General features: G+C 64.3%; 19 protein-coding genes. 2 read left to right on the forward strand and 17 right to left on the reverse strand.

Annotated elements, in window-relative coordinates; all coding sequences use genetic code 11:
* Positions 1–116: 116 nt before the first annotated feature.
* The 7 genes from DJFAAGMI_RS09825 to arsC form a co-directional block, all read right to left on the reverse strand.
* On the reverse strand, positions 117–1,139 hold the full coding sequence (locus tag DJFAAGMI_RS09825; protein WP_211457003.1) for a sensor domain-containing diguanylate cyclase: 1,023 nt from the start codon (positions 1,137–1,139) through the stop codon (positions 117–119).
* Positions 1,140–1,295: 156 nt separating this feature from the next.
* Positions 1,296–2,663: an ATP-binding protein gene (locus tag DJFAAGMI_RS09830; RefSeq protein WP_211457004.1), complete on the reverse strand. Its 1,368-nt coding sequence runs from the start codon at positions 2,661–2,663 to the stop codon at positions 1,296–1,298.
* Positions 2,660–3,319 carry a response regulator gene (locus DJFAAGMI_RS09835; protein WP_003051565.1) on the reverse strand — a complete coding sequence of 220 codons (660 nt, stop codon included), beginning with the start codon at positions 3,317–3,319 and terminating at the stop codon, positions 2,660–2,662. The genes DJFAAGMI_RS09830 and DJFAAGMI_RS09835 overlap by 4 nt, the downstream gene beginning before the upstream one ends.
* A gap of 157 nt (positions 3,320–3,476) precedes the next feature.
* Positions 3,477–3,881, reverse strand: a complete 405-nt coding sequence (locus DJFAAGMI_RS09840) for a hypothetical protein (protein ID WP_003051562.1) — start codon at positions 3,879–3,881, stop codon at positions 3,477–3,479.
* 87 nt (positions 3,882–3,968) lie between these two features.
* Entirely contained in the window at positions 3,969–5,522 is a 1,554-nt protein-coding gene (locus DJFAAGMI_RS09845; RefSeq protein ID WP_211457005.1) for a phosphatase domain-containing protein, read from the reverse strand.
* Positions 5,523–5,804: 282 nt separating this feature from the next.
* On the reverse strand, positions 5,805–7,340 hold the full coding sequence (locus tag DJFAAGMI_RS09850; RefSeq protein WP_211457006.1) for a Do family serine endopeptidase: 1,536 nt from the start codon (positions 7,338–7,340) through the stop codon (positions 5,805–5,807).
* A gap of 172 nt (positions 7,341–7,512) precedes the next feature.
* Positions 7,513–7,893 (reverse strand): arsenate reductase (glutaredoxin), encoded by a 381-nt coding sequence (gene arsC, locus DJFAAGMI_RS09855; protein ID WP_211457007.1) that lies wholly within the window; start codon positions 7,891–7,893, stop codon positions 7,513–7,515.
* A gap of 122 nt (positions 7,894–8,015) precedes the next feature.
* Between arsC and DJFAAGMI_RS09860 the strand changes: the two genes are divergently transcribed.
* The gene (locus DJFAAGMI_RS09860) at positions 8,016–9,026 is read left to right on the forward strand and encodes a Bug family tripartite tricarboxylate transporter substrate binding protein (RefSeq protein ID WP_211457008.1); all 1,011 of its coding nucleotides are present in this window, start codon (positions 8,016–8,018) and stop codon (positions 9,024–9,026) included.
* Between the two features lie 18 nt (positions 9,027–9,044).
* On the opposite strand, the gene DJFAAGMI_RS09865 is transcribed toward DJFAAGMI_RS09860, so the two are convergent.
* The 9 genes from DJFAAGMI_RS09865 to DJFAAGMI_RS09905 form a co-directional block, all read right to left on the reverse strand.
* Positions 9,045–10,397 carry a nucleobase:cation symporter-2 family protein gene (locus DJFAAGMI_RS09865; protein WP_211457009.1) on the reverse strand — a complete coding sequence of 451 codons (1,353 nt, stop codon included), beginning with the start codon at positions 10,395–10,397 and terminating at the stop codon, positions 9,045–9,047.
* A gap of 286 nt (positions 10,398–10,683) precedes the next feature.
* Positions 10,684–12,072, reverse strand: a complete 1,389-nt coding sequence (locus DJFAAGMI_RS09870) for an 8-oxoguanine deaminase (protein WP_211457010.1) — start codon at positions 12,070–12,072, stop codon at positions 10,684–10,686.
* 102 nt (positions 12,073–12,174) lie between these two features.
* A complete protein-coding gene (locus DJFAAGMI_RS09875; protein ID WP_039049770.1) occupies positions 12,175–13,083 on the reverse strand; it encodes a LysR family transcriptional regulator in 909 nt (302 codons plus the stop codon).
* Between the two features lie 51 nt (positions 13,084–13,134).
* On the reverse strand, positions 13,135–13,896 hold the full coding sequence (locus DJFAAGMI_RS09880; RefSeq protein WP_211457011.1) for a lysophospholipid acyltransferase family protein: 762 nt from the start codon (positions 13,894–13,896) through the stop codon (positions 13,135–13,137).
* 186 nt (positions 13,897–14,082) lie between these two features.
* Positions 14,083–15,375 (reverse strand): dihydroorotase, encoded by a 1,293-nt coding sequence (locus DJFAAGMI_RS09885; RefSeq protein ID WP_211457012.1) that lies wholly within the window; start codon positions 15,373–15,375, stop codon positions 14,083–14,085.
* Positions 15,376–15,598: 223 nt separating this feature from the next.
* Positions 15,599–16,561 (reverse strand): aspartate carbamoyltransferase catalytic subunit, encoded by a 963-nt coding sequence (locus DJFAAGMI_RS09890; RefSeq protein WP_211457013.1) that lies wholly within the window; start codon positions 16,559–16,561, stop codon positions 15,599–15,601.
* Positions 16,562–16,563: 2 nt separating this feature from the next.
* Positions 16,564–17,082 (reverse strand): bifunctional pyr operon transcriptional regulator/uracil phosphoribosyltransferase PyrR, encoded by a 519-nt coding sequence (gene pyrR / locus DJFAAGMI_RS09895; RefSeq protein ID WP_034366447.1) that lies wholly within the window; start codon positions 17,080–17,082, stop codon positions 16,564–16,566.
* Positions 17,079–17,591, reverse strand: coding sequence for a Holliday junction resolvase RuvX (ruvX, locus tag DJFAAGMI_RS09900; protein ID WP_039049773.1), 513 nt, complete (start codon positions 17,589–17,591; stop codon positions 17,079–17,081). The genes pyrR and ruvX overlap by 4 nt, the downstream gene beginning before the upstream one ends.
* On the reverse strand, positions 17,588–18,187 hold the full coding sequence (locus DJFAAGMI_RS09905; RefSeq protein ID WP_003071169.1) for a YqgE/AlgH family protein: 600 nt from the start codon (positions 18,185–18,187) through the stop codon (positions 17,588–17,590). The genes ruvX and DJFAAGMI_RS09905 overlap by 4 nt, the downstream gene beginning before the upstream one ends.
* Positions 18,188–18,209: 22 nt before the next feature.
* On the opposite strand from DJFAAGMI_RS09905, the gene DJFAAGMI_RS09910 reads away from it, so the two are divergent.
* On the forward strand, positions 18,210–19,700 hold the full coding sequence (locus DJFAAGMI_RS09910; RefSeq protein ID WP_211457014.1) for a cryptochrome/photolyase family protein: 1,491 nt from the start codon (positions 18,210–18,212) through the stop codon (positions 19,698–19,700).
* 217 nt (positions 19,701–19,917) lie between these two features.
* On the opposite strand, the gene DJFAAGMI_RS09915 is transcribed toward DJFAAGMI_RS09910, so the two are convergent.
* Positions 19,918–26,637, reverse strand: coding sequence for an Hpt domain-containing protein (locus tag DJFAAGMI_RS09915; RefSeq protein WP_211457015.1), 6,720 nt, complete (start codon positions 26,635–26,637; stop codon positions 19,918–19,920).
* Positions 26,638–26,647: the final 10 nt, after the last annotated feature.

Genomic DNA, 26,647 nt, shown 5'->3' on the forward strand with positions numbered 1-26,647 from the left:
GATACCTCCGTCAACAATTATTACCGAGACGACGGGCCTGTGCGCATGCTCTCTTGCGCAGGGTCGATGGGCTATCCCGGCGCCATAAAAAAAGACTCCCGCAGGAGTCTCTCGGCTCAGATCGCCTCGGGCAGCCTCTGCCTTGCGGCTTTTACCTTGTACATGGCGGCATCGGCTTTCTGCAGAGCATCGTCCACATCGGTCTCATCGGGCATCAAGCAGACCATGCCCACGCTGGCGCCGGCATAGTCGATCTTGCGCCCGTCGGCCAGCTGCAAGCTGGCGACAGAGGCCTTGCTCAGCCTGAGCTGCATCTCCCTGATCACGCTGTCACCGTCCTCATCGAGCAAAGGCCCTGTGCCGACCATGACGAATTCATCGCCGCCAAAGCGAGCCAGCATGTCACTGCTACGCAGGCCGGCGCGCAATTGCTCGGCCATGACTCGCAGCAATGCATCCCCGGCTTCATGACCAAACTGGTCATTGATCTGCTTGAAGCGATCAAGGTCCACGAAGCCCACCAGCACCCATTCACGGGTGCGTCGGCAATGGGCGATGAGCCGGTTGAGTTCCTCGGTCACGCAGCGGCGATTGGGCAATCCGGTCAGGGCATCAAGCATGGCGAGCGAAGCCAGCTCCTCGTTGGCATGCTGCAGCGAGCGCACCAGCTGCTCGCGCTCTGCAAAGCCCGCGATGATCTTGGCGAACAGGCGCAGCAAATCCTCGGCCTCGCCCGCCAGCGCAACGGAGTGATCGCTGGCGGCACACAAAGTGCCGAACAATGCGCCATCGGAAAAGCGCACGGGCGTGCTCACATAGGTCTGGATACCCAGCTGGCGCGCGGCATCCGAGTCGCCCCAGCACTCGGCCACATTGCCGGTATAGCTGCGCCCTTCATCGAGCGAGCGCTTGCACAAGGTGTCGTTCCACGGCACCTCCAGTCCTTCGGGAATCGTCATCCCTCCAGTGTTGAGCGAATACAGCACATTCTGAATGCCGCGTCCCTCGTCCACGGTGGTGAGATAGGCCGACTCGAGATCCGTTACTTCGACCATGATTTCCAGCAGAGGCCGCGTGAAGCTGGGCAGATTCTGAGAATTGGATACGGTCTGGGAAAGGCGCTGAACAATTGATGGCATGGTGCAATTTTGGGGAAGGAACACACGACAAGTGCGGCTGCTCAAACAAGGTCTGAAGTCTCGACATCATCACTTGCATGCGGCTCAGACAATCCGCCAATCATGCAATGAAAGCCGGATTTCAACGCCCGTATTTTCATGCAATCGACTGTGGGACTAGGCCTGAGGCCAGATCACTCTGACACGCAGGCCGCCCAGTTGCGGTGACTCGTCAAGCAAAAGCTCAGCACCACTGCTTTTTGCAATGCTCTGCACAATTGCTAGCCCCAGTCCACTGCCGCCGGCCATGCCACCAGCTCCCTGACCACGCACAAAGCGCTGCAGAACGCGCTGGCGCTCGGCCGCGGCGATGCCAGCGCCCGAATCCTCCACCACCAGCGCCCGGCCTTGCTCGTCCTGCAGCCAGCCCACGTCGACACGCCCGCCTGCAGGCACGTACTTGATCGCGTTGTCCAGCAGATTTCGCAGCAGTACTGCCAGCGCCTCCGTGTCTGCAGGCACGCTGAATGAGGACTGCTGCTGCGGCTCCTCACTCAAACCCATGTCCAGCCCTTTGGCCTGGGCTTCCGGTGCGGCATCCACCAGAGCCTGTTCAACCAGCAAGCGCAAGTCGGCCAGCGGTACGCCTTCGGTCTGCGGCTTGGCCTCCTGCCTGGCCAATGCCAGCAATTGCTCCACCAGGCGTCTGGCGCGCTCGATACCTTCCGCGAGGCGCGCCTGCGCAGCCTCACGCTCGGTGCTGTCCGTAGCTTTGCGCAGCAGCTGCAATTGCAGCTGCAGGGCGGCCAGCGGCGAGCGCAACTCATGTGCTGCGTCTGCCACGAAATTCTGCTGAGTCTCAAAAGCCTCGCGCACACGCTGCAGCAAGCTGTTGAACTCCTGCACCAGAGGGCGCATTTCATCCGGCAAATCATGCTCCGCAACCGGCGCCAGATCCTGGGGCTGACGCAGGGCCAACTCCCTGCGCACCCGCTGCACGGGCGTCAGCGAACGGCGAATCACCCACCACACAGCCAAAGCCAGCAGCGGCAGCAGCAAGACCACAGGCAGCAGGCTTCGCCAGGCCGCAGCGCGCGCCAGAAGCTGACGCACGCGCATGTCCTGGGCAACCTGAATCACCTGAGAGCGTGTCTGCAGCGAGAACACACGATAGGTGGTGCCACGCGCTGGCACATCGGCAAAGCCAAGCACAGCCATCTGGGGCAAAGCCTCGCCCAGGGCCGACTCGAAGACTCTCAGGCCCTCATTGGTCCAGACCTGCACGATGAATTCGTTGTTCTCATCTTCGGGCGGTGCCCCCTGCGCCCGGCCTTTGACATCGACTGGCAGACCCGCTCGCAGCGCAAACGCCGTCTGCTGCATCTGGTAATCGAACAAGGTATCGGTCTGCTCCAGTGCATTGCGATAGGCAAATGCCCCCTGCAGAACAGCTACCAGCAAAATCGCCATGCCGATGAACAGCAGCAGACGTCCGCCCAGCGAACCGGGTAGCTTCAGCCGCTTCAATGCCTGGTTTTTGCTCATGGTCTGGGCACCATATATCCAAGACCGCGCACATTGAGCACTGCTGCGGCACCGAGCTTTTTACGCAGCCCGTGGATATAGACCTCCACGGCATTGCTGCTGACCTCATCGCCCCAACCGTAAAGCTTGTCTTCGAGCTGCTGGCGCGACAGCGTGGCCCCGGGCCTTGCCAGCAATGCCTGCAGCACCGCCCATTCACGGCCTGACAGGGTGACCGGCTGACCATTCACGCTGGCTTCGCGGGTATTGGGGTTCAGCATAATGCCGCCATGCTCGTACACAGCCTCCAGATGCCCGGCCGCGCGGCGTGCCAATGCACGAATGCGAGCCAGCAGCTCATCCATGTCATAAGGTTTGATGACATAGTCATCGGCCCCTGCGTCCAGGCCTGCAATGCGATCACGCACTCCATCACGCGCCGTGGCGACCAGCACGGGCGTTGCGTCCTTGCGCGCGCGCAGCTGGCGCAGCACCTGCAGGCCGTCCATTTCCGGCAGCCCCAGATCGAGCAGAACCAGATCGTACTGATGCCCGCGCAAGGCCGTATCGGCCCGGGCTCCGTCCTGAACCCAGTCCACCACATAGCCTTCGCCACGCAGCAGTGCCTGCACGGCCTGGCCGATCATGGTGTCATCTTCAACGAGCAGTAAACGCATGGCGCAAGGATAGCGCCGCTAACGCGGGAATGCCCGGTACCAGAAACAAAGGGTGCATCGCAAGCCACCTGCATGCATGCACGCAAGGCGAAACGTGACAAGCGATGCAGCCTCACCCCAAGTGGGCAAGCCGCCGCCTCACATGAAGGGCTGCCGGTTACACCGCAGCTTCGATGCCCGGCATCGCCATACGCGCCTTGGTCAATGCCATGCCCAGGTTGGCAGTACGGCGGCAGACAAAGACAGCCACATAGTCGGGGACTGCCTTGCTGCGCAGAAAGACATGAATCAGGTTATCGCTGTTGATGATGATTTCCTGAAAGTAGTGATGGCCATCATCGCTGATGCCGCGCGAACGCTTGAACAAGGTCTCGATCATGGAGACATTGGGGCCGTTGAACAGATCGGCCGTGGCAGCCGCCACCAGATCAATCACTTCGCGCGGATGGGAATCCACGGTGCGAATCGATAGCAGCATGCCTGAGGCAGCATCCACATAACCAGCGGCCAGACATTCAGGCACCGAAGCCACGGCCTGCGTCAACACAGCATCCAAACTCATTGGGTTCTCTCTTTCCTATTGCTTATCTTTGGCGTCATGCCCCCTTTCGCCGTCGGCAGGGAACATGTCAAAGCGGTCTTGAAAACATCACGCCATCTTTTGCAGCAATGCGTTTTCGAATTCGTATAGCAGCGCCTCCTGCGCCTCGGACTGCACGTACTGCGCGTCAATCAATCGCACGCGACGCAAAGCCTCTTCGGCAGTCAGGCCCTCGCGCACCAGCCAGGCCGCCAGCACGGTGCCGGTGCGACCCAATCCGGCCAGACAGTGCACGGCCAACACCTCGCCACGACGCAGGGCGGCAGACATGCGCGCCAGCAGCATCTGCATCTGCGCCACGGTCGGCGGCTCGTGGTCATAGACCGGCAGGTGAAAGTTCCTGAGTCCGTTGCGGGCCAGAGCTTCCTGCGGAAAATCCCTCTCTGTCAGCGTGATCAGCATGGTGACGCCGCAGCGGCCCAAGGCCTTGAGATCGGCGTCCATGTCGTGCACCACGCCTGGCCAGGGAGTACCTGCCAGCCGCCCTGGCACCAGCCAGGAAAATCCGCTCGGACCACGGCTGGCTGGCACGGCATTTTCAGCGGCCTGCAATGGCTGCATTTCCATCAGCACGGCCGCATTGACGGGGCGAGGCTGATAACGGTCTCTAGCGGTCGTGTCAGATACCGCAAGCGCTGCGGCCGCGACCGTCCTAGGCGCCGCAGGCTCTGATGCCGATACAGGCTTTGCCGCAGGCAGTACGGGTTCCACGACTTCGCTCGCGGCTGAAGACGATATGCAGGGGTCGGCAAATTCAGCAATGGCGGCCAGAGCTGCGGCAGGCAAGGGAGGCGGCGGCAGCACATCGTCGGCCAGCTCATGCACAGGCGTTCCCGGCATGGGGACGGCGCAGCTGCCGCTGCGCACAAACTGCTGACCGGCAGAGCTGAGCGGATGCTGGATGAACTCCGCCATTGCCGCAGCTTCCTGGATACGCCCGCCGGCGAGCAACAGCATCTGCTGCGCAGCTGCCTGCGCATGCTGCTGTTGGTGCGTGACCAGCAGCACACTGCGCTGCTGACCGATCTGCTTGATCACGTCCAGCAGCAAAAAAGCCTCATAGCCCTCCAGCTCGGCCGTGGGCTCATCGATCATCAACACCGCCGGCCTGGCCCAGGCCTCGCGCAAAATGGCCACGGCACGTTGCTGCACCGCACTCAACAGCATGGTGGGCTTGTCCAGTACCTGGGCCAGCTCGGCCAAGCCATAGTGCTGCAGCTGCTCGCTCACCCAATGGCGCCATTGCAGTGGTGCACGTGACTCGCTCTGGCGCGCCTTTTCGATCAGCGCATCAAGGGTGTTGGCGCGCATCAGCCTGGCATGCTGCTGCACCAGACGAGGCAAGGCCTGCTCGCCATCGGCACTCAGAGGCATGTGCATTGGATGATCGGCATAGACCACCTGCCCCCAGCTGCGAAAGCGCGGATTGCTCGCATTCAGTCCAGCCAGCGTGCGCAGCAGCGTGGACTTGCCCGTGCCCGCAGGACCCATCAAAGCGGTTACGCCTGATTGCGGCAGCGTGAAATCCACTTCGGCCAGAACCACTCGTGGACCAAATGAAGCGCCCAGGCCTTGCACTTGCAGACTGTGTTGCTGATCCAAGAATGTCCCCTTCGCAGCGCCTGCTTCGAGGGCCGTCACGATTTGTTTGCGGTCACACCGAATCGCCACCGCATGACGCCAAAAAGGCGAATGAATGTTTTGGCCGGCAGTCTATGGCATTACATCCTCAGCAACTCGTTACCTCTGGAAACATGACAACAACATGGGGAAATCCACTTAAAAATCATTTATTTAGATGTTTTTTGTTTTAAATCAATAAAAGCAGATAAAGAAAAACCGCAACCGGAGCGGTTGCGGTTTTCTGCGTAGTCAAGGCGCCAATCAACCCAGTCGCACCGGCACAAAGATCTTGTTGCCATCGCGCCAGATCAGCACGGCCACGGTCTTGTCCGCCTTGGCGACTGCGGCCCGCACCTCGTCGATATTCCCGGCAGGTGCGCCGTTGATGGACAGCAGCACATCACCCTGGCTGATGCCTGCGGCAGCAGCCGGACCGCTGGCCTGGGCCACCAGCAGACCGGAATCCACGCCGATCTGCTGCTTCTCCTCGGGCTGCAGGGGGCGCAACGCCAGACCCAGCTTGCCCTTGTCACCATCGGGTGAGGACTTGGCCACCTTCACCGCCTTGTCACTGGCATCGCCCAGGGTCGCGCTCAGGGTCTTGGATTCACCCTTGCGCCAGACTTCCAGCGTCACCTTCTGCCCGGGCAGGGCCTGGCCGATGAAGGCTGGCAGATCGCCGGAGCCAACCACAGGCTTGCCATCCACCTTGCGCACCACATCGCCCGGCTCCAGCCCGGCCTTGGCGGCGGGGCCGTTCTTTTCGACACTGGCCACCAATGCACCTTCCGGCTTGTCCAGCTTGAAGGAGTCGGCAAAGGCCTGGTTGACCTCCTGCACGCTCACGCCCAGCTTGGCATGCTGTGCCTTGCCTGTTGTCTGAATCTGCTGTTGCACACGGGTTGCTAGTTCGATGGGAATCGCAAACGACACCCCCTGATAGCCCCCCGAGCGGGTGTAGATCTGGCTGTTGATGCCAACGACCTCGCCCTGAGCATTGAACAGCGGGCCACCGGAATTGCCGGGGTTGATTGCCACGTCCGTCTGCAGAAAAGGCACAAAGGAGTCATCAGGCAGAGAACGCCCCTTGGCACTCACCACACCGGCCGTCACGCTGTTTTCAAATCCGAAGGGCGAGCCTATCGCCAGCACCCAGTCCCCCACACGCAGCTGGCTGGTCTGGCCCAGCTTGACCGTGGGCAGGCCGCTGGCGTCAATCTTGAGTACCGCCACATCGGTCTTGGGGTCGGCTCCCAGCACCTTGGCCCTGAACTCGCGGCGGTCGTTGAGCTTGACCGTCACTTCCTTGGCTCCGCGCACCACATGGGCGTTGGTCAGAATCACGCCATCGCTGGACACGATAAAGCCCGAGCCCTGTCCGCGCATGGGTGTATCGGGCTGCTGCGCACGCGGCCCCATGCCCTGACCACCTGGCATACCTGGAATGCCGAACTGGCGGAAGAATTCAAAGAAGGGATCGTCAGGACTGATGCCCGGGCCCTGTTGCTGACGTTCGCTGGCCTGGTCGCCTTCATCGTCGCTCATGGCACGAGAGGAACCCACCACGCTGATATTGACCACGGCCGCGCCGTTACGTGCCGTGATATCCGCAAAATTGGGAGCATTCACCGCAGGCAGGTTAAGCGCTGCGGGCTGTGCAGCCACAGCAGACTCGGTAGCCTGGGCTGCGCTGCGGGTTCCCACCAGACCGGCACCGGTGGCGCCCAGTGCGCCAATCGCACCAGCAGCCACCAGGGCCATCACCAGTCGGCGAGGCGTGGACAGAATTGTGTTCATGGTCATCCTTTCAAAGAAAAGCACCGGATCGGTGTCATTGAAGGGAAGTTTGACCATCCACACTTAGGCGAGACTTAGGCGCTCGCGGTTTTCCGCAGGGCTCCTGAATCGGCAGCCACCGCCACTTGCCGCCCCGTGAGCTCAGGCCTCTTGCGCCTGAGACTCGCCTCACTCAGATCAGCTCCAGCACCAGCTCCGGCGGACGGCACAGCTTGGCGCCCTTGGGCGTGACCACGATAGGGCGATTGAGCAGCACCGGATGCGCAGCCACGGCCTGAATCAGCTGCACATCGCTGACAGCGGCGTTGTCCAGACCCAGTTCCTTGAACTGGGCCTCCTTGCTGCGCAGCAAGTCACGCACAGGCACGCCCAGATGCGCCACCAGCTCGGCCAGCTCGGGCGCAGTCAGTGGCGTGGCGAGGTAATCCACGATATTGGGCTCGATGCCCCGCTCGCGCAGCAATGCCAGTGCACCACGCGAATTGCTGCAGCGGTTGTTGTGGAAGATGGTGATGTCGGGACGGTTCACGGGGGTGTCTGTACTTGTGCTCATGGCTGCAGTGTAGCGAGCCCGGCTTTGCCCGCAGTCGCTGCATAGCAGCTATGCCGGCAGCGCCAGAGCCAGGCTGTGCGCCATCTCATAGACTGTCTGCAAAACATCAACAGGAGACATCAATGACCGCTTTCACCGAGCGCGAGCCCCTGACGCTGACCCGTCGCCAATGGAGCCAATGGGCTGCAGCAGCCGCCCTGGGAGGGCTGGCCGGGACAGCCCTGGCGCAAGATGCCAAATATCCCGCCAAGGCCATACGCCTGGTCATTCCGTTCACTCCCGGCGGCTCTGCCGACATTCTTGGACGTGCCATCGGTCACGAGCTGACCCTGGCCTGGAGCCAGAGCGTGGTGCCGGAAAACGTTGCCGGCGCGGGCGGCAGCATTGGCGCGGACCGCGTGGCCAAGGCCGGTGCCGATGGCTACACCCTGCTCATGGGCCATGTGGGCACGCTGGCCGTCACTCCCACGCTCTACCCCAGACTGCCTTACGACCCTATCAAGAGCTTTACGCCCCTGGCCTGGGTGGCGCGTGTGCCCAATGTGCTGGTCGTGCATCCTTCGCTGCCGGTCCATGATCTGGCATCGTTCATCAGCTACGCCAAGGCCAATCCCGGAGCGGTGAACTTCAGCTCGGGCGGCAACGGCAGCGCCGCGCATATGACCATGGCCTATCTGAGCCTGCAAGCAGGGCTGAAGATGCAGCATGTGCCCTACAAGGGCACGGCCCCGGCCGTCAATGATCTGGTCGCCGGTCAGGTGCAGGCCCTGTTCACCGGCATTCCCGCCGTGCTGGCGCAGATCCGCGCAGGCCAGATCAAGGCGATAGCTGTGTCATCACCGCAACGCATCCCTGCGCTGTCCAATGTGCCCACCGTGGCCGAAGCAGGCCTGCCCGGCTTCGAGGCCGACCAATGGTATGGCGTGGTCGGCCCGGCCAACATGCCTGCCGATGTGGTCGCCAGAATCAATCAGCAGATCAATGCTTCACTCAAAAGCCCGGCCATTCTGGAGCGTCTGCAAAGCGAAGGCGCCCAGCCCATGCCCAGCACGCCCAAGGTCTTTGGCGATCTGATCGCCAAGGACCTTGCGCGCTGGCGCAAGGTCATCATCGACAGCAAGATGACGCTGTGAGCGGGCAGCACGGAGGCGTCAGGCCGTAGCAGAAGTGGCGGCTACGGCAGCCGTCGCCGGCTCCAGCTCTTCCTCATGCGCATCGAGCTCGCGCCCCGGCAGCAGCAGATTCAGGCCTACGGCCACCAGCGCACCCACGGTGATGCCCGAGCCGAAAACCTCGCGTACAAAGGCCGGCATCTTGGACAGCAGATCGGGCCGCACCGTCACGGCCAGGCCACAACCCAGCGAGACCGCAATGATCAGACCGCTGCGGCGTGTTTGCTCGGCGCTGCTGAGCATGCGGATGCCGGCCAGGATGATCATGGCAAACATCATCAGACCCGCGCCGCCAAGCACGGGCTGGGGAATCGTCACCACCAGCGCGCCCAGCACCGGGAACAGTCCGGCCAGCAGCAGCATCACGCCGGTCAGCATCACCACATGGCGGCTGGCCACGCCGGTGAGCGAAACCACGCCCACGTTCTGCGCGAAGGTGGAAACCGGCGGGCTCGACATCACGGCAGCAAAGGCCGAGCCCACGCCGTCGCACAACATGCCGCTGGCCAGGCGCTTGCCGCGGATCGGCGTCTGCGTTGCCGCTCCCAGTGCCATGAAAGTGCCCGTGGTCTCGACAATGGTCACGAGAAAGGCGATGGACATGGCAACGATGCCCGATACCGGAAAGCTCATGCCGAAATGCAGCGGCTGCGGAATCGCGAAGATCGGCGCTTCGCGCACCTGGGTGAAGTCGATCAGACCCAGGGCCAGGCACAGCAGATAACCGCAGGCAATCCCCAGAACCACGGCCGATGCCGAAATCACGCCCTTGCCCCATTGCACAAAGCCGATCACCAGCGCCAGCACAAAGCCCGCAATCGCCAGATTGCCCACGGCGCCGTAGCTGCCGCTGCCCACGCCGCCTGCGGCCCAGTCCACGGCGACGGGCGTGAGCGACAGCCCGATCATGGTCACGACCACGCTGGTCACGGTATGCGGAAAGAAGCGACGGATCACCGGCATGAAAAAGCTGCCGATGATCATCACCAGCGAGCCCACCAATGAAGAGCCCAGGATGCCGGGAACGCCATGCTCCAGCCCCACGCTGATGCCCGCGCCGACAAAAGCAAAGCTTGTACCCATCACGCAAGGCAGGCGTATGCCGACAGGCCCCACGCCGCGGCACTGGATGATGGTGACGACGCCCGAGCCCAGCAAAGCCGCATTGACCAGGGCCACGATCTGGTCGGCCGGCAGCTTGAGCGCACCGCCGAACACCAGCGGTACGGCGATGATGCCGCCCAGCGCGGCGAGCAGATGCTGCAGCGAAAGCAGCGTGGTGGTGATGAGGCTGGGCGGACGGTCTTCCACCCCGTAAAGCAGTTTTTCCATGGTCTTGTCTCCTGTTTTTTAGGTATGCAATCGCCGGGGAATAGGCTTCCCCGCGAAGGCCACAAGACTAAGCACGCAACCGGGAGCTCTCATATGCCGTTGCCGATACAGCCCATGCGCGGCGCCGTATAGCTTGTCCGGTATCGAGAAAGAATTTCTGGCACTCCAAGTCACCTGACACCAGTCCCGAGCCCACTTTTCTTCCAGTGCCGCAAAGGCTTGGAATCTCTCTCACACCGATGTCCGGCCATCGCAATGGACCCGCGATGGCCGTCACCGAAAAGTCTCAATGTCCTGCTGCAGCCCGCTCGAACAGGCTGCGCGCAAGATTGCGGTGCTGGCCCAGCACCACGGGCAGGTCGGCAGTCAGCAGGCGTCCATCCTCGACCACCACGCGGCCGTTGATGACGCTGCTGGACACATTGGCCGGCGTGCAGAACACCAGCGCCGCCACGGGGTCGTGGCCTGCGCCCGCATAGCCGACAGCCTCCATGTCGAAGGCCACGAAGTCGGCCGACATGCCGGGGGCCAGCGCGCCGATGTCGTCGCGGTTGAGCACGCGTGCACCGCCCAGCGTGGCAATTTCCAGTGCCTCGCGGGCACTCATGGCCGCCGGGCCGTAGCCTACGCGCTGCAGCAGCATGGCCTGGCGCGCCTCGCCCAGCATGTGGGCTCCGTCGTTCGATGCGCTGCCGTCCACACCCAGGGCCACGGGCACGCCCGCATCGCGCATGCTGCGAATGGGCGCAATGCCCGAGGCCAGGCGCATGTTGGAGCATGGGCAGTGCGCCACACCGGTGCCGGTGCGCGCAAACAGCGCAATGCCTTCGGGATCGAGCTTGACGCAATGCGCATGCCAGACGTCGCGCCCCACCCAGCCCAGGTCCTCGGCGTATTGCGCCGGGGTCAGGCCGAACTTCTCCCGCGAGAAAGCCACGTCGTTGTCGTTCTCGGCCAGATGGGTGTGCAGCGAGACGCCGTGCGCACGCGCCAGCACCGCCGATTCGCGCATCAGATCGCGGGTCACCGAGAACGGCGAACAGGGCGCCAGCACCACGCGCAGCATGGAGTGGCGCGAGCCATCGTGATACTGCTGAATCAGTCGCAGGCTGTCGCGCAAAATGGCCTCTTCCTCCTCAACCACCACATCGGGTGGCAAGCCGCCCTTGCTGCGGCCCAAGCTCATGGAGCCGCGTGCGGCGTGAAAGCGCATGCCCATCTGCTGCGCAGCCGCAATGGAGTCGTCCAGGCGCGAGCCATTGGGAAACAGGTACAGATGGTCGCTGGTCGTGGTGCAGCCCGACAGCATGAGTTCGGCCATGGCGGTCTGGGTCGAGACATGGATCATCTCGGGTGTCAGGTGCGACCACAGCATGTAGAGGTTCTGCAGCCACGAGAACAGCTCGGCATCCTGAGCGGCCGGCACGGCACGCGTCAGGCTCTGATACATGTGGTGGTGGGTGTTGACCAGGCCCGGCGTCACGACCTTGCCGCGCATGTCCAGCACGCGCGCCTGGCCCTCGTCTGCCATGCGGCGATACTGCGCCGGCAGCTCGGCCGTGGCGCCCACCCACAGCAGGGCTGGGCCGTCCGCCACCAGAGCGCCATCTTTGATCTCGCGGCGCTGCGCATCCATGGTGACCAGTACGTCGGCATTCAGGGCTATCAGGGTCATGGTTTCTTTCTCTCTAAACAAGAAGCGCAAGTCTAGAGAGCCGCCCAGGCGCGCGATAGCGCTGAATTCCGCCAACCATGTCCACAAAATGTGGACAAAGAATCAGTGTTTTCTGGCGTAGAGCCGCGCCAGCGCGGATTCGATGCTTGCCGCCATGAGTGCTGCGGCGGCACTCAGCTCCGCGCCCTTGCGCACGAACAGCATCAGAGTCTGGCGCTGCAGATGTGCGTCGCGCAGAGGCACGAAACTGAGCGAGCCGCGATCCAGCTCCTCCAGCACATCCAGCGCGTTGAGCAGGGCAATGCCTTCGCCCAGCATGACCAGGCGCTGTATCAAGGCCATGGAGGTGGACTCGGCCACCGGCGTCACCTCGATGGCACTGCGCGCGAAGGCTTCGTTGAGCAGACTGCGTATGGTCAGGGCAGGTGCCGGCAGAATCAGCGGATGACCCACGCATTCGCTGAGCAGCAGCGACGACTGATGGGCCAGTGGGTGCTTGACCGGCAGGATGGCTCCGATCTGCCATTCGCTGGCTGCCAGCATGCGCAAACCGGGTCTGGGCGCCAGATCGTAGGCAAGACCCAGGTCCACCTCCCCTGCTTCCACGGCAGACACAATGGCCTGTATGGGCAGGTCGATGACACGCACGACCATCCCCGGATGGCTGCTGCGAAAGTCATGCACCAGCGATGGCAGCAAGGAGCCCGCCAGGCCCGACGTCGCCGCCACCGTGATCTCGCCGCGTCTCATGCCCTTGAAGTCGGCAATGCGCTCGCGCAGCGCTGCATGTTCGCGCAAGGTGCTGCGCACATGGGTCAGCACCATCTCACCCAGAGGCGTCAGGCGTAGGCGATTGTGGATGCGGTCGAACAGCGGCGCACCCAGTTCGGCCTCCAGATCGAGGATCTGCCGGTTCACGGCCGTGGGAGCCACATGCAGGTACTCGGCCGCCTTGCGGATGGAGCCGCGGCGGACCACTTCATCGAGATAGCGCAAAACTCTGGCGTGCATGCGCGCAGCCTACACGGGTTTGACCGACCGCGGAAAGCGCCGGCAGAGCACCTAGCTCTGGCGCAGCCTGTCCACCTCGGTGTGCAGGTCCTTGGCCCAGGCGCGGCGGTCGCGTCCCTGGGCAGTCTCTGCCTCGCCGTAATGCACCACGGCAATCAGCTGGTCCGAGCAAAGCACGCGCCAGATGGAGCCCAGCAGGGTCTCGTCGCCCACATAGGTGGCGGCATAGCTGGTGCCGCCGGTTTTGCCATCGACAAAGCGCAGCCCCACGGGCTGCACCGGCGCATCGCATTGCACGGCGGCTTCGAGCAGATTGGAGTGAAACGAGAGCAGGCTGCGCCCGTCACCCGTCGTCCCCTCGGGGAAGACGGCCAGGATTTCGCCGCGTTTGAAGGCCTCTTCCATGGCACCCACCATGCGCACTGCATCGCGGCGCGAGCTGCGCTGGATGTAGAGCGTGCCCGCTGCCGTCGCCAGCGTGCCGATGATGGGCCAGCCCTTGACATCGGACTTGGAGATGAAGCGGCAATGGCGTGCCGCATGCAGCAGGGGAATATCGAGCCAGGAGATATGGTTGCTGACCATCAGCACCGGCCCTTTGGCTGGCGGCAGGCCTCTGACCTCCAGCTGCACCCCGGCGCGCAGCAGCAGCGCTGCGGCCCAGGCCTGCACATGCTCGTGCTGCTGCTGGTAGTGCAGCTGCGGAAAGCGAAACGCCACGATCCAGGCGCCCTTGGCCACATGGGCCAGCAGACGCAGTCCGCGCCAGACTGCGCGCAAGCCGGTTCTGATTTTGTGCAAGCCGTTTGCCATGATTCTCAAAGAGTTTAGCGACTCGCCCCGCACAAGTTGCACCAACTTGAAACCGGCAAGCGCCTAAGACTGGCGCAATGCAAAGTCAGAGGCACCGAGCAAGCGCCGCCACGCACCGAGGGTGTCGCCCCCTCCCGATGCAACGCATCGAGAGAGGGGGAAGCGGCAAAGCCGCTCAGGGGGAGCCTATCGTTGATAAGCGACAGCGCCGTCAACGATAGTCGTTACCACGCGCGCAGGCAGCTCGTAGCCATTGAAGGGAGTGCTCTTGCCCTGGCTCTGCAGCGCCTTGGGATCAACCGTCCACTCGGCCTCGGGGTCGACGATGCACAGATCAGCCACGCCGCCCACGCTGAGCTGCCCCAGCAGGGACTGCTGCTCGCCCAGCGCACTGCCCAGCACGGCCACGGGCGCCGAAGTCACGACTGCCAATGCGCGGTTCAGCGGCACCTTGTAGTCACGGCTCCACTTCACGGCGATGGACAGCAGCAGCTCCACGCCGGTTGCACCGGGTTCGGCTTCGGCAAAAGGCAGCACCTTGGCGTCTTCGTCCACCGGGCAGTGATCGGACACCAGCGCATCGATGGTGCCGTCCGCCAGTGCGGCAGACAGCGCATCGCGGTCGCGCTGCTGGCGCAGCACGGGCACCACACGGGCGCTGCTGTCGAAGTAACCGATATCGTTCTCGGTCAACAGCAGCGAGTTGATGGACACGTCGGCGGTCACGTTCAGGCCTTCGGCCTTGGCCCGGCGCACCAGCTCCACGCCTGCTGCGCTGGAGATGCGGCACAGGTGAATCCGGGTCTGCGAGCCACGGATCAGCTCGAAGATGGTGTGCAGCGCAATCGTCTCCGCCGCCACGGACACCCCGGCCAGACCCATGCGGGTCGCCAGCGCGCCACTGGCGGCCACGCCCTTGCCCAGATCCTTGTCCTGCGGGCGCAGCCACACGGCATAGCCAAAGGTGTTGGCGTAGCTCAGCGCACGGCTGAGCGTGGTGATGCTGGACAGCGGCACGTCCGCCTGACCGAAGGCCACGCAGCCGGACTCGGTCAGCTCGGCCATCTCGGTGAGCGTTTCGCCCTTGAGGCCTACGGTCAGTGCTCCCATGGGGAACAGACGCGACTTGTGCTGCTTCTCGGCACGGAACTTGAGCATTTCCACCAGGCCCTGCTCGTCGAGCACGGGCTCGGTATCGGGCGGGCAGACCAGGCTGGTCACGCCGCCGGCCACGGCAGCCGCCATCTCGGACTGCAGCATGCCTTCATGCTCGTGACCGGGCTCGCGCAGGCGCACGGCCAGGTCCACCAGACCGGGCAGCACCCACTGGCCCGAGGCGTCGATTTCACGCTCGGCCACAAAACCCTCAGGCACCGTGCCGATGGCGGCGATCACGCTGCCATCGATGGCGATATCGGCCTGCTGGTCGAAACCTCGTGCCGGGTCCATCACCCGGCCATTGCGAATCAGAATCTTCATGGTTTGGCACCAAATTGGCTGCCAGCCCTTGCCACACAAGCGCTAGCAGCTACAAAAAACATATTGAACCCAATGCCACCCTGCCCTGTGTACCGGCCAGCTGCCGCGAGAGACGCCGAGCAAGAGCCGCCTCGCGGCGAGGGCGTCGTCCCCCTTCCCGCAGCAGCGCTGCGAGAGAAGGGGGAAGCGGCGCAGCCGCTCAGGGGGATGGCCTGATGTCCCATCAAGCCTCATTCCCCGCGACGATGGACATGACAGCCATGCGCACGGCGATGCCGAAGGTCACCTGAGACAGGATCACGGCCTGCGGTCCGTCCACCACGGCGGAGTCGATCTCCACGCCGCGGTTGATGGGGCCGGGGTGCATGACGATGGCATCGGGCTTGGCCAGCTCCAGGCGCTTTTCGGTCAGGCCGAAGCTCTTGAAGTATTCCTGGCTCGAAGGCAGCAGCGCGCCACTCATGCGCTCGTTCTGCAGGCGCAGCATGATGATGACGTCGCAGTCCTTGATGCCCTCCTCCAGATTGTGGAAGACGCGCACGCCCATGCTAGCCATGTCCGAGGGCACCAGAGTACGCGGGCCGACCACGCGCACCTCGGCAGCGCCGAGCGTGGTCAGGGCGTGGATGTCCGAGCGCGCCACGCGCGAGTGCAGCACGTCGCCCACGATGGCCACGCGCAGATTGGAGAAATCCTGCTTGTAATGGCGGATGGTGTACATGTCCAGCAGGCCCTGGGTGGGGTGGGCATGGCGGCCGTCGCCGGCATTGACCACATGCACATGGGGCGCCACATGCTTGGCGATCAGATAGGGAGCACCGGACTCGCTGTGGCGCACGACAAAGATGTCGGCCGCCATGGCCGAGAGGTTGTCGATGGTGTCCAGCAGGGTCTCGCCCTTGCTGGCCGAGCTGCGCGCGATGTCCAGGTTGAACACATCGGCCGACAGGCGCTTGGCCGCAATCTCGAAGGTGGTGCGGGTACGCGTGCTGTTCTCGAAGAAGAGATTGAACACGCTCTTGCCGCGCAGCAGAGGCACCTTCTTGACTTCACGGTCGTTGACGCTGACGAAGTTGCTGGCCGTGTCGAGAATCTGGGTCAGGATGTTCTTGGACAGGCCTTCGGTGGAGAGCAGGTGGATCAGCTCGCCGTTCTTGTTGAGTTGGGGGTTGCGCTTGTACAGCACGATCAGGCCTCTTGAATGCGGAAGTGGAAAACACCGCTCTCGTCGCGCGCCAGCGCCAGGGAACGGTCGGCCGGCAGCGCCACGCGCGCTGCGGCAAAGTCGGCCTGGATGGGCAGCTCGCGCCCTCCCCGGTCCACCAGGACGGCCAGTCGCACGCTGGCGGGACGGCCGTAGTCATAGAGTTCGTTGAGCACGGCGCGCACGGTGCGGCCGGTGTAGAGCACATCGTCCAGCACCAGCACATCGGCGCCGTTCACATCGAAGGCAATCTGGGTCTGGGCGCTGGAAGCCATGCCGCGCTGGGCAAAATCGTCGCGGTGCAGCGAGGAAGACAGCACGCTGGGCTTGCCCTTGAGGTTCAGATCCTTGTGCAGACGCTCGACCAGCCAGGCCCCGCCCGAGGTTATGCCCGCCAGACGGGTATTGGGGCCCATGATGCGCTGCACGCCGCGCAGCAGCTCGCTATACAGGGCTTCGGCGTCCAGGATCAGGCTGCCCTGACCTGCAATGGTTTCACTCATGGGAGACTCCTCAAAAACTGTTCAAGAATGATGCAGGCCGAAGCCGCGTCGGCGTCGCGTGCGCCACCCGCCAGGGCTTCGGTCGTGCTGTAGCGTTCGTCCACCTCGTACACCGGCAGCTTGAAGCGGCTTCTGAGCTGGCGGCCGAATTTCAGGGCCCGGGCCGTGTTCTCGTGCGCCGCGCCATCGGGGTGGTAGGGCACGCCTATCACCAGGGCATTGGGCTGCCACTCGCGGATCAGCTTCTCCACTGCGGCCAGGCGTGCATCCGCCCCTTCGGCCTTGATGGTGGGCAGCGGGTTGGCGCCGCCCAGCACGCGGTTGCCCGAGGCGCAACCCGTGCGCTTGATGCCGAAGTCAAAACCCAGGAACTGCTGGAAATGGGCCGGCACCTCGGGCTTTTGCGGTGCGGGTGCCGCTGCAGGCCTGGCAGCCGCATTTTCGGCCGAGGAAAAAGTCGAGGAAAAGGCCGCATCGGCGGCCTTGTTGGAAGAGGAAATATCGTTCATGCGCGACCCGACTCAGGGGACAGCATCCAGCGCTGCAGACCCAGCAGGCCCAGGGCGCGGTCATAGCGCTCGTCCACCGGGGTGCTGAAGATCACCTCGGGGTCGGCTTCCACGGTCAACCAGGCGTTTTCGCCGATTTCGGATTCGAGCTGGCCTTCATCCCAGGAGGAGTAACCCAGCGTGACCAGCACGCGCCTGGGGCCGGCACCGTCCGACAGGGCTTCGAGCACATCCTTGGACGTGGTCATCTCCAGACCGCCTGGAATGGTCATGGTCGAGGCATAGGCCGATTCGTTCTCGGGTGCGCCTTCGATGACCATGGGCTCATGCAGCACAAAGCCGCGATCGGTCTGCACCGGGCCACCGGTAAAGACCTGCTGATCGCGCAAATCATCGCGTTTGAGACCCAAATCCACTTTTTGCAGCAGGCCTTGCAGGCTGAGCTTGGAGGGCTTGTTGATAATCAGACCGAGCGCGCCACGCTCGCTATGCTCGCACAGGTAAACAACGCTGCGCGAAAACGACTCATCTTCCAGGCCGGGCATGGCAATCAGGAAGTGGTGCGTCAAGTTGATAGGCGCAGATTCTGCAGACATGCAGCGATTTTAATGGCGATCCATGACTCCTTCTTACCCTGTGGGCTTGATCTGGCTGCGGCGCGACCTGCGCCTGGCCGATAACGCGGCCCTTTATCATGCATTGCAGCAATGTGAAAAGCTGTATTGCGTCTTTGTCTTCGACGACAGCATTCTTGCCGCCCTGCCCCGCGCCGACCGCCGCGTGGAATTCATCTGCCAGAGTCTGTCCGAGCTGGATGCGGCCCTGCGCGAGACCACGGGGCGCCCGCAGACAGGGCTGATCACGCGGCGCGGTCTGCCCCAGGACATCATCCCGGCCCTGGCCCGGCAGCTGGGCGCGGGTGCGGTCTTCTGCAACGACGACGACGAACCGGCGGCTCTCGCCCGCGATGCCCATGTGGCGCGCAGCCTCAAGAGCCAGGGGCAGTTGCTGCTGCGCTTCAAGGACCACCGCATCTTTGCGCGCGACGAGGTGCTGACCCAGAGCCTGTCGCCGTTTTCGGTCTTCACGCCTTACAAGAATGCCTGGCTGCGGAAAATCACGCCGTTCTATCTCTCGGCCTACCCCAGCGAGCGCGATCTGGCGAGCAAGCTGGCCGACCTGCCGGACACCGAGCGCCGCGCGATTCCCACGGCTGCGGATCTGGGATTTGCCCCAGACACGCTGGCCGGCCTGCGCCTGCCCACCGGAGTCAGCGGTGCGCGCCAGTTGCTGGCCGATTTTCTGCCGCGCCTGCCGCAGTACAAGACGGCGCGCGACTTTCCTGCCCTCAAGGGGCCCAGCTATCTCAGCGTCCATCTGCGCTTCGGCACCGTGTCGATACGCGAGCTGGCCCGGCTCGCCCATGAGGCGACGCACAACGAGGACTGGTCTGCCGCAGCGCGCGAAGGGGCGGCCACCTGGCTCAGCGAGCTGATCTGGCGCGACTTCTACTTCCAGATCCTGGCCCACCAACCCTATGTCGTGGAACGCAGCTTCAAGCCAGCCTATGACGCTATCGAATGGGAGACGGGAGCCGAAGCCGACGCCCTCTTTGCCGCCTGGTGCGAAGGCCGCACCGGCTACCCGCTGGTCGATGCCGCCATGCGCCAGCTCAATACCAGCGGCTATATGCACAACCGGCTGCGCATGGTCACGGCCAGCTTTCTGGTCAAGGACCTGGGTCTGGACTGGCGCCGGGGCGAAGCCTATTTCGCCGAAAAGCTCAATGACTTCGATCTGGCGGCCAATAACGGCGGCTGGCAATGGGCGGCCTCCACGGGCTGCGATGCCCAGCCCTGGTTCCGCATCTTCAACCCGGTGACCCAGAGCGAGAAGTTCGATCCGGACGGCAAGTTCATCGTGCGCTACGCGCCCGAGCTGACGCCCTTGCCGGCCAAACTGCGGCATGCTCCCTGGCTGGCCAAGCCGCTGGAACTGGCCGAAGCAGGCATCGCACTGGGGCGCGACTATCCCTTGCCCGTCGTGGATCATGCGGCGGCGCGGGAGAAAACCCTGGCGCGCTACGGAATCCTCAAGAAGGAATCCTGATCTGCCTTTCTGCCTTTCTGCCTCCTGCCTTCAGGCCCTGTGATGGTCCTGCCCAAAGGCACGGTACATGCTGCTTTACACGAGGCTGTCAGGTGGCCAGTAGGATCGCTTTCAAAAAAAGAAGCAGCTTGCGCAAGTCCCTCCTACATTTCAGACTGATATCAACCTGAAATGCAATACTGACCGGCGCAAGCCGCTTCCTTATCAGGAGCAGTGCTTATTCGACCACCACTCCCGGCTCCTCGGCAGGCCCGCCAAGCGGGCTGCGCTCGGGTGCAGGACCGCTGCGCTGCAGTGCGTAATGCCGGATCAGGCCCAGCAGTTCCTCATCGGAATAGGGCTTGCCCAGATAGTGATTGGCACCCAGATCACGGGCCATTTCACGGTGCTTCTGGGCAATGCGTGAAGTGATCATGACCACGGGCAGGCCTTCCAGCGTCTGATCGGCGCGGATATTGCGCAGCAGATCGAAGCCGTCCATGCGCGGCATTTCGATGTCCGACAGCACCAGGGTCGGGCGCTCGTCCTGCAGACGCTCCATGGCTTGCAGGCCGTCGGCAGCCAGCGTGACTCGGTAGCCTTCGCGCTGCAGCAGACGCTGGGTGACACGGCGCACGGTGATGGAGTCATCCACCACCAGCACCAGCGGCACCGTGGTCTGCGCGGCATCGGCGCCGAGCAGATCGACGCCGCCGGCCTCGGCCTGCTGGCCGCCCTCGGCTGCTGCCTGCTCGGCCCTGGCCAGCATGGCGCGCACATGCTCGCCATGGACGTTGGCCAGCGCCACCGGGTTGTAGATCTGCACGACAGCACCCGAGGGCAGCACGGACATGCCGGTCAGGCCCGGCAGGCGCGACAGCTGCGGGCCCAGGTTCTTGATCACCACTTCCTGGTTGCCCAGCACTTCGTCCACATGCAGCGCCACGCGCTGCGAGGCACTGCGCACAATCACCACAGGGCGCGTGCGGCCGAGGTTCTCCTCGCTGCGCAGCGAGGTCTGCCACAGCGCGCCGGCCCAGTAAAAAGGCATGACTTCGCTGCCGTCCTGGAACTCCTGCCGGCGATAGCTTTCCTCCAGCACATCGACGGGTACGCGGCGCACGATTTCCACCAGATTGGCGGGCACGCCCATGGACACGGCACCCATGCGCAGCATCACCACCTGGGTCACGGCCGTGGTCAGCGGCAGTACCAGACGGAAGGCGCTGCCCCTGCCGGGCTCGGTATGGGTCTCGATACGACCGCCCAGGGCATTGACCTCGGAGCGCACCACATCCATGCCGATGCCGCGACCGGCAACGCCCGTCACCTCGGTGGCCGTGGTGAAGCCCGGCTCGAAGATCAGGCGCGCAGCATCTTCCAGCGTCATGGGACGCTCATCAGCCCACAGCTTGAGGCTGAGGGCCTTGCTGCGAATCCGCTCCAGGTCCAGGCCGGCGCCGTCGTCTTCCACCGACAGTGCCACGTCGTTGCGCTCCTGGCTCAGCACGATCTCGATCGTGCCAACAGCCGGCTTGCCCAGCGCCTCGCGCTGCTCGGGCGATTCAATGCCGTGAGCCACGCAGTTGCGCAGCAGATGCTCGAAGGCCGGCATCATGCGCTCCAGCATGCCGCGGTCCATTTCGATGGTGCCACCCAGAATGTTCAGGCGCACCTGCTTGCCCATCTCCTTGGAGGTCTGGCGCACCACGGCATACAGTCGCTCGGCAAAGGAGTCGAACTCCACCATGCGCGTGCGCAGCAGATCGCGCTGCAGATCGCGCGCCTGCCGGCCCTGGGCCACCAGATCGTCTTCGGCAGCCGCCAGATCCCGCTGCAGATTGCGCTGCACCGTGGCCACGTCGTTGACCGACTCGGCCATCATGCGCGTGAGTTCCTGCACGCGCGTGAAGCGGTCGAACTCCAGCGGATCAAAGCCGGCCGCCGTGTCCTTGGACAGGGCCAGACGCGACTGCATCTGGCTTTCGGCCTGCACCTCGATGTCGCGCAGCTGCGTGCGCAGACGCTCCAGGTTACCCGTCAGATCATGGAGCGCCGAGCGGGCCTGCGACAGACGCGCATCGACACGCGAGCGCGCAATCAACACTTCGCCGGTCTGGGAAATCAGGCGGTCCAGCAGTTGGGCACGCACGCGCACGGTCTGCTGCGAGGCGGCGCGTGGCACCACCGGCGCCGGCAGCTGAATCGCCTGCGCGGTCTCTGCGGCGCTCTTCTCGCCGGCCTCGGCAGCCGTCGCGGTCGGCGTCGCCTCGGTCTCTGCCGCCCCCAGATGCAGCGCTGCCTGTGCCAGATGGTCGTCCAGCTGCGCCAGCGGCTGCTCGGGCTCCTGCTCGCCGGCCATGCGCAGCACATCAAAGCTGGCCTGCAAAGCGTCGAAACTGCTCAGCAGCGGCTCTATTGCGTCGGCAGCGGGACGCTCTTGGTCGATGCGTTCCACCGCCGATTCCAGACGGTGGGCCATTTCGCCCATGCGCATGGCACCCGCCAGGCGGGCGCTGCCCTTGATGGTGTGCAGGGCACGCAGGGCTTCGTTGCGGGCTTCATCCAGCGCCGGGCGACCATGCCAGCGGCGCAGTGCAGCGCCGAGCTTGGGCAACAGGTCGATGGCTTCTTCCTCGAAGATGGGGAACAGGTCGGGATCGACCTGATCGAGCACATCGATGTCGTCTTCGTCATCGCCGGCATGCACCGCCAGTGCGATGGCTTCATCGATACGGCGCTGCAGCTCGGCCTCATGCTCCACGCTGCCTCCGGCAGGGACCATGGAATATGGCGGTTGCTGCGCTGGCGGCGGCGCCACATCCAGCAAGGGGTCGGCTGCCGCTGCATTCACGGCTTCCTCGGCGGGCTCCACGGCAGAGGCTTCGGCTTCGGCTTCGGCTTCGGCTTCGGCTTCGGCTTCGGCTTCGGCATGCTGGGGCATAGCCGCTTCCTCGGACAACTCGGCGGCAAAGTCCAGCGGCAAATCCTTGGGATCGGCCGGCTGCTGCAGCGCCTGCACCTCGGGCCACTCGGCCTCGTCCAGCCCGGCCAGATCGACCGGCTCGAGATCGAGCGGCTCGGCCAGGGCGCTGGCATCGATGGGGGTGTCCAGAATTTCGCGCAGCGCCTCTTCGACAGCCGGCAGTGCCTCCTTGAGAAAGCCCGCGGCAAACTGATGCAGCAGACGGCGCACCTCATCGGAGGCGCTCAGGCATTGCTGAATCTGCAGTGCGCTGGCGTAGCCCTGAGGCTGCAGATGCAGAAGTGCATGCTCGAGCAGGCGTGCCAGCTCCGACAAGGCCTTGAAGCCCACGGTGCCGGAGCTGCCTGCCAGCGAATGCGCCAGCGCGATTGCATCGTCGGGAATGGCTTCGGCCGGCTCCAGCAACCACTGCTGCAACACCTCGCCGAGACGCTCGGACCAGTCGTCTGCTTCATTGAGATAGACGTTGTACAGCGCTGCGCTGATGCGCAGGCCGTCGATATTGCGATAGCCGTCGTCCGGCTCGGCTGGCTGCTCGGGCTGCTGCTCCGTCGCCGGGACTTCAGGCTCTGCTGCCTGAGCCGGCTCTTCGGCCACGACTGGCTCGGGCGCACCATCCAGCAAGGCTTCAATCGCCTCCAGCTCAAGCACTGCCTCTGCGGACGGCAACTCGGTCGCAGTGTCCACGGCGACCGTCTCCACGGAAGCCGCATCTGCGGAGGCCGTCTCAACGGAGGCCGTATCCGCCTCCAGGGCGGTCTGCACGGCAATGGCAGCCTGTTCGCTTTCGCGCATGGCCGCTTCGAAGGCGGCGAAGTCCAGCTCCTGCACCTCGTCCGCACTGCTGCTTTGCTCTGGCGAGGGCTGAGCCTCGATCACGGCATCGACAGCAGCGCCTTCGGTCTGCTCTGGCGCTGGCTCGCCTTCCGACTCCAGCGTGGGCAGCGCGGATGCGTCGAGCAGCTCCGGGGCCGCCAGCTGCTGCAGCAGATCGTCGGGAATATCCAGCTGCGGCAAGGCAAAGTCGGTCGTTGTCGCCTCAGGGTCAGAAACAGGCTCCTGCCCGGGCACGGAAGACAGCTCCTCCAGGGAGAAGTCCAGTTCCGGCATGGCAAATGCGGGCTCGCTCCGGGCAGTCTGGGCATCGGAGCCGTGCTCTGCAGCCTCGGCTTCGAACTCCTGCGGCCATTCCTGCACTTCGGCGGCCAGCGCGGGAGGCAGCTCTGGCACTGGCTCGTGCGCTGCAGCTGCTTCCACCTCGGCCACGTCCCACACCGGCTCCGTGCGCTCCGCGCGCTCGGAGCGACGTGGGACCAGGGCCACGTCGGCACGCTCGCCCTGCAGACGCATGGCGTCGGCGGCAGCTCGGAAGGCCGTGGCCGACCAGTTCTGCGCCTGCCGGTTCTCGATATCCTGGGCCCAGGCAGCAAAGGCTTTCAGGGCATCCTGAGCCAGCTGCTGCATGGCCTGCGGCATGGGCCGCTGCTCTGCCAGCCAGGCATTGAGCATCTGCTCCATGGCCCAGCCGGCTTCGCCAAACTCATCCAGCCCCACCATGCGCGAGCTGCCCTTGAGCGTGTGAAACGCACGGCGCAGCGTGGTCTGCTCGCTCAGATTGCCGGGCTCATCGGCCAGAGCCTGAAGAGCCTGCAGGCCGTTATCCACGACTTCACGGGCTTCCTCCAGGAAGATGGACAGCAGCTCATCATCGCCATCCAGCTCTTCGGCGCTCAGCTCGGCAACAGCGGACAGGGGCTCTGTCGCAGCAACTGCGGCGCTGCCCGGGCCGGCCGGATCCTGGCCTGCATGAGAAGCGGTGACGGCCTCATCCGCTGCCGGTCTGCCCGATTGCATGTCCGCAAACACCTGGGCCATGGCATCAGCCAGGGCATCGGAGCCTGCCACCGCCGGCTCGGACGCCACAGGCGCAGGCCTTGCCTCGAAGTCGGGCAAGGCACCTGGCTCGGTTGCGGCCCAGGGCGGGGTATCCTCATCGTCTGTGAGCCCAACCTGCAAGGGCTGCGGCTGTGCCGCAGGCTGCACTTCGGTGGGCGGCGGCGGTGCGGCGACCGAAGGCTCGATGGCCACTGCAGCTGTTGGGATGGCTGCTGTGGCAACCGCTGCGACCGCAGGCTGCGCGGATGGCACGCCATCCATGGGAATATCCACGGTCGGCCGGAAAGCTTCGGGGCCGCGACTGCGGCTGTGACCCATGACGATGCGTAGCTCGTCCTTTTCCTCGTCATAGACAAACAGCTTGCGCGCCATATTGCGCTGGTAGCTGAGCATGTCGATGAGAAAGCCCATGGCACCCAGGCTGCTGCCCAGCTTCTCGAAGATACGGGGCTGATTCTCGACCGCCACCTCGCCAAGCATCAGATGCTCGACGGTGTCACGCATGCGCTGCATGGCGGTCGCGGCCTGCTCGAAGCCCAGCACCGACAGCACGCCGCGCATCTGCGCCATCTGGCCCGGCACCGAGGCCAGCACCGAGATGTCGGAGGGGTTGCGAAAGAACAGATCCAGCTGCTTCTCTGCCTCGCCCAGGGTGATGCGCAGCTCGCCAACCACCGATCCCATGGTCTGCTGGTCGCTGGCCTGACGGTAGAGCTCCTCCATCCAGATTTCCAGCGGCTCGGACTGCGCGCCATGCAACGCTGCATCCAGGCGCTGGACCAGCACGCTGGACTGGGCGGCCTGTATCTCGTCGTCATGCCCGGCGGTCATGAAGCTGGCCTGCAGATACAGCACTGCGGTCGCCACCTCCATGGCCAGCTCGGCCGGTGGTGGCTCGCCAATGCGCTCCACCGTCTCGGCGACACGAATCAGTGCGCGCGCCAGACCGTGACTGACAGGCTGCAACTTGACCAGCGACTCGGACACCAGCCCGAACTGCTCGGCCATGGACCGGATCTTGCTGCGGTCGCCGCCGGCGACCGCTGACCAGGTTTCGGCGGCGGCGGCAATGCGCTTGCGCGCCTGCACCAGCACCGAGGGATCGAAACGCCCATAGCGCGCCACGTGGTAGTCCACCACCGGCATGTGCTCCATGGCATAAGCCTCGTGCACGGCCTTCAGGCTCTCGCCAGCCTGCTCGCGGGGCTTGGCCTGCGCGCAGAAGAACATCAAATCCTGCAGCAGGCGGGCGGGCGGAAGGCTGTCGCCCTTGGCCATGCTGGCGTACTGCATGAGCACGCGCGAAGCCATGCGCTTGACATAGATGTCGGCGGTAATGAGTCCGCGCGCCAGGCCGTCAAAGAAGGCTGCGGCAATCTTCCAGAAACTGCGCGCCGCCACATCTTCGGGCTGAGCGGCCGCAAAGCGCCGGCAGAGCTCGCACATCTGCGCAGCTGCCTCACGGTCGTCGCTCTTGACCATGCGCAGCACCACGCCGTCCAGCATGGCACGTGCATGCGGGCCATAGGCCAGCGGCTCGGGCATGGTTCCGGTCCAACGGGGCTCGCGCGCACGGCGCTCCGCAGGCCACAGGTCTGCCGGGTGCGCCTTGTCATTGCCGGCCAGCACCTGGGTCTCGCGGTACTGGGGGAACAAGGCTACGGCCGAGACCTGCTGACCGGCCAGCACGGCCTCCAGGAATTCCATCAGCGCAAAGTGCGTGCGCTCCAGCGTGGTCGCCGCCTCCTGCGTGCAGTATTCGGGACGCTGTACAAAGCGGTTGACTGCAGCTTCCATGCTGCGCATCACCTGCGCCGGAGCGGTGACGCCCACCATCTCCAGGGCGCCGCAGGCCTGGTGCAGCTGCTGGCGAGCAATGCGCAGTGCCGATGTATCCAACTCCTCAAGATCAGACAAACGGGCTGCATCCGCATCGCGCATGAAACGGTTCACCGCCTTGGACGCTGCCTCCAGCGACTTGCGCACTTCATCGAGCACCCAGGCCAGCGGGCCCAGGTCCTGCTCTGCAGTTGCAGACATGGCTGCACGTATTGGCGAGTCGTCAACCACTGACATGCTCTAGTTC

The sequence above is a fragment of the Comamonas brasiliensis genome, from assembly GCF_018292285.1.
In the GTDB taxonomy this organism is placed as follows: Bacteria; Pseudomonadota; Gammaproteobacteria; order Burkholderiales; family Burkholderiaceae_C; genus Comamonas; species Comamonas brasiliensis.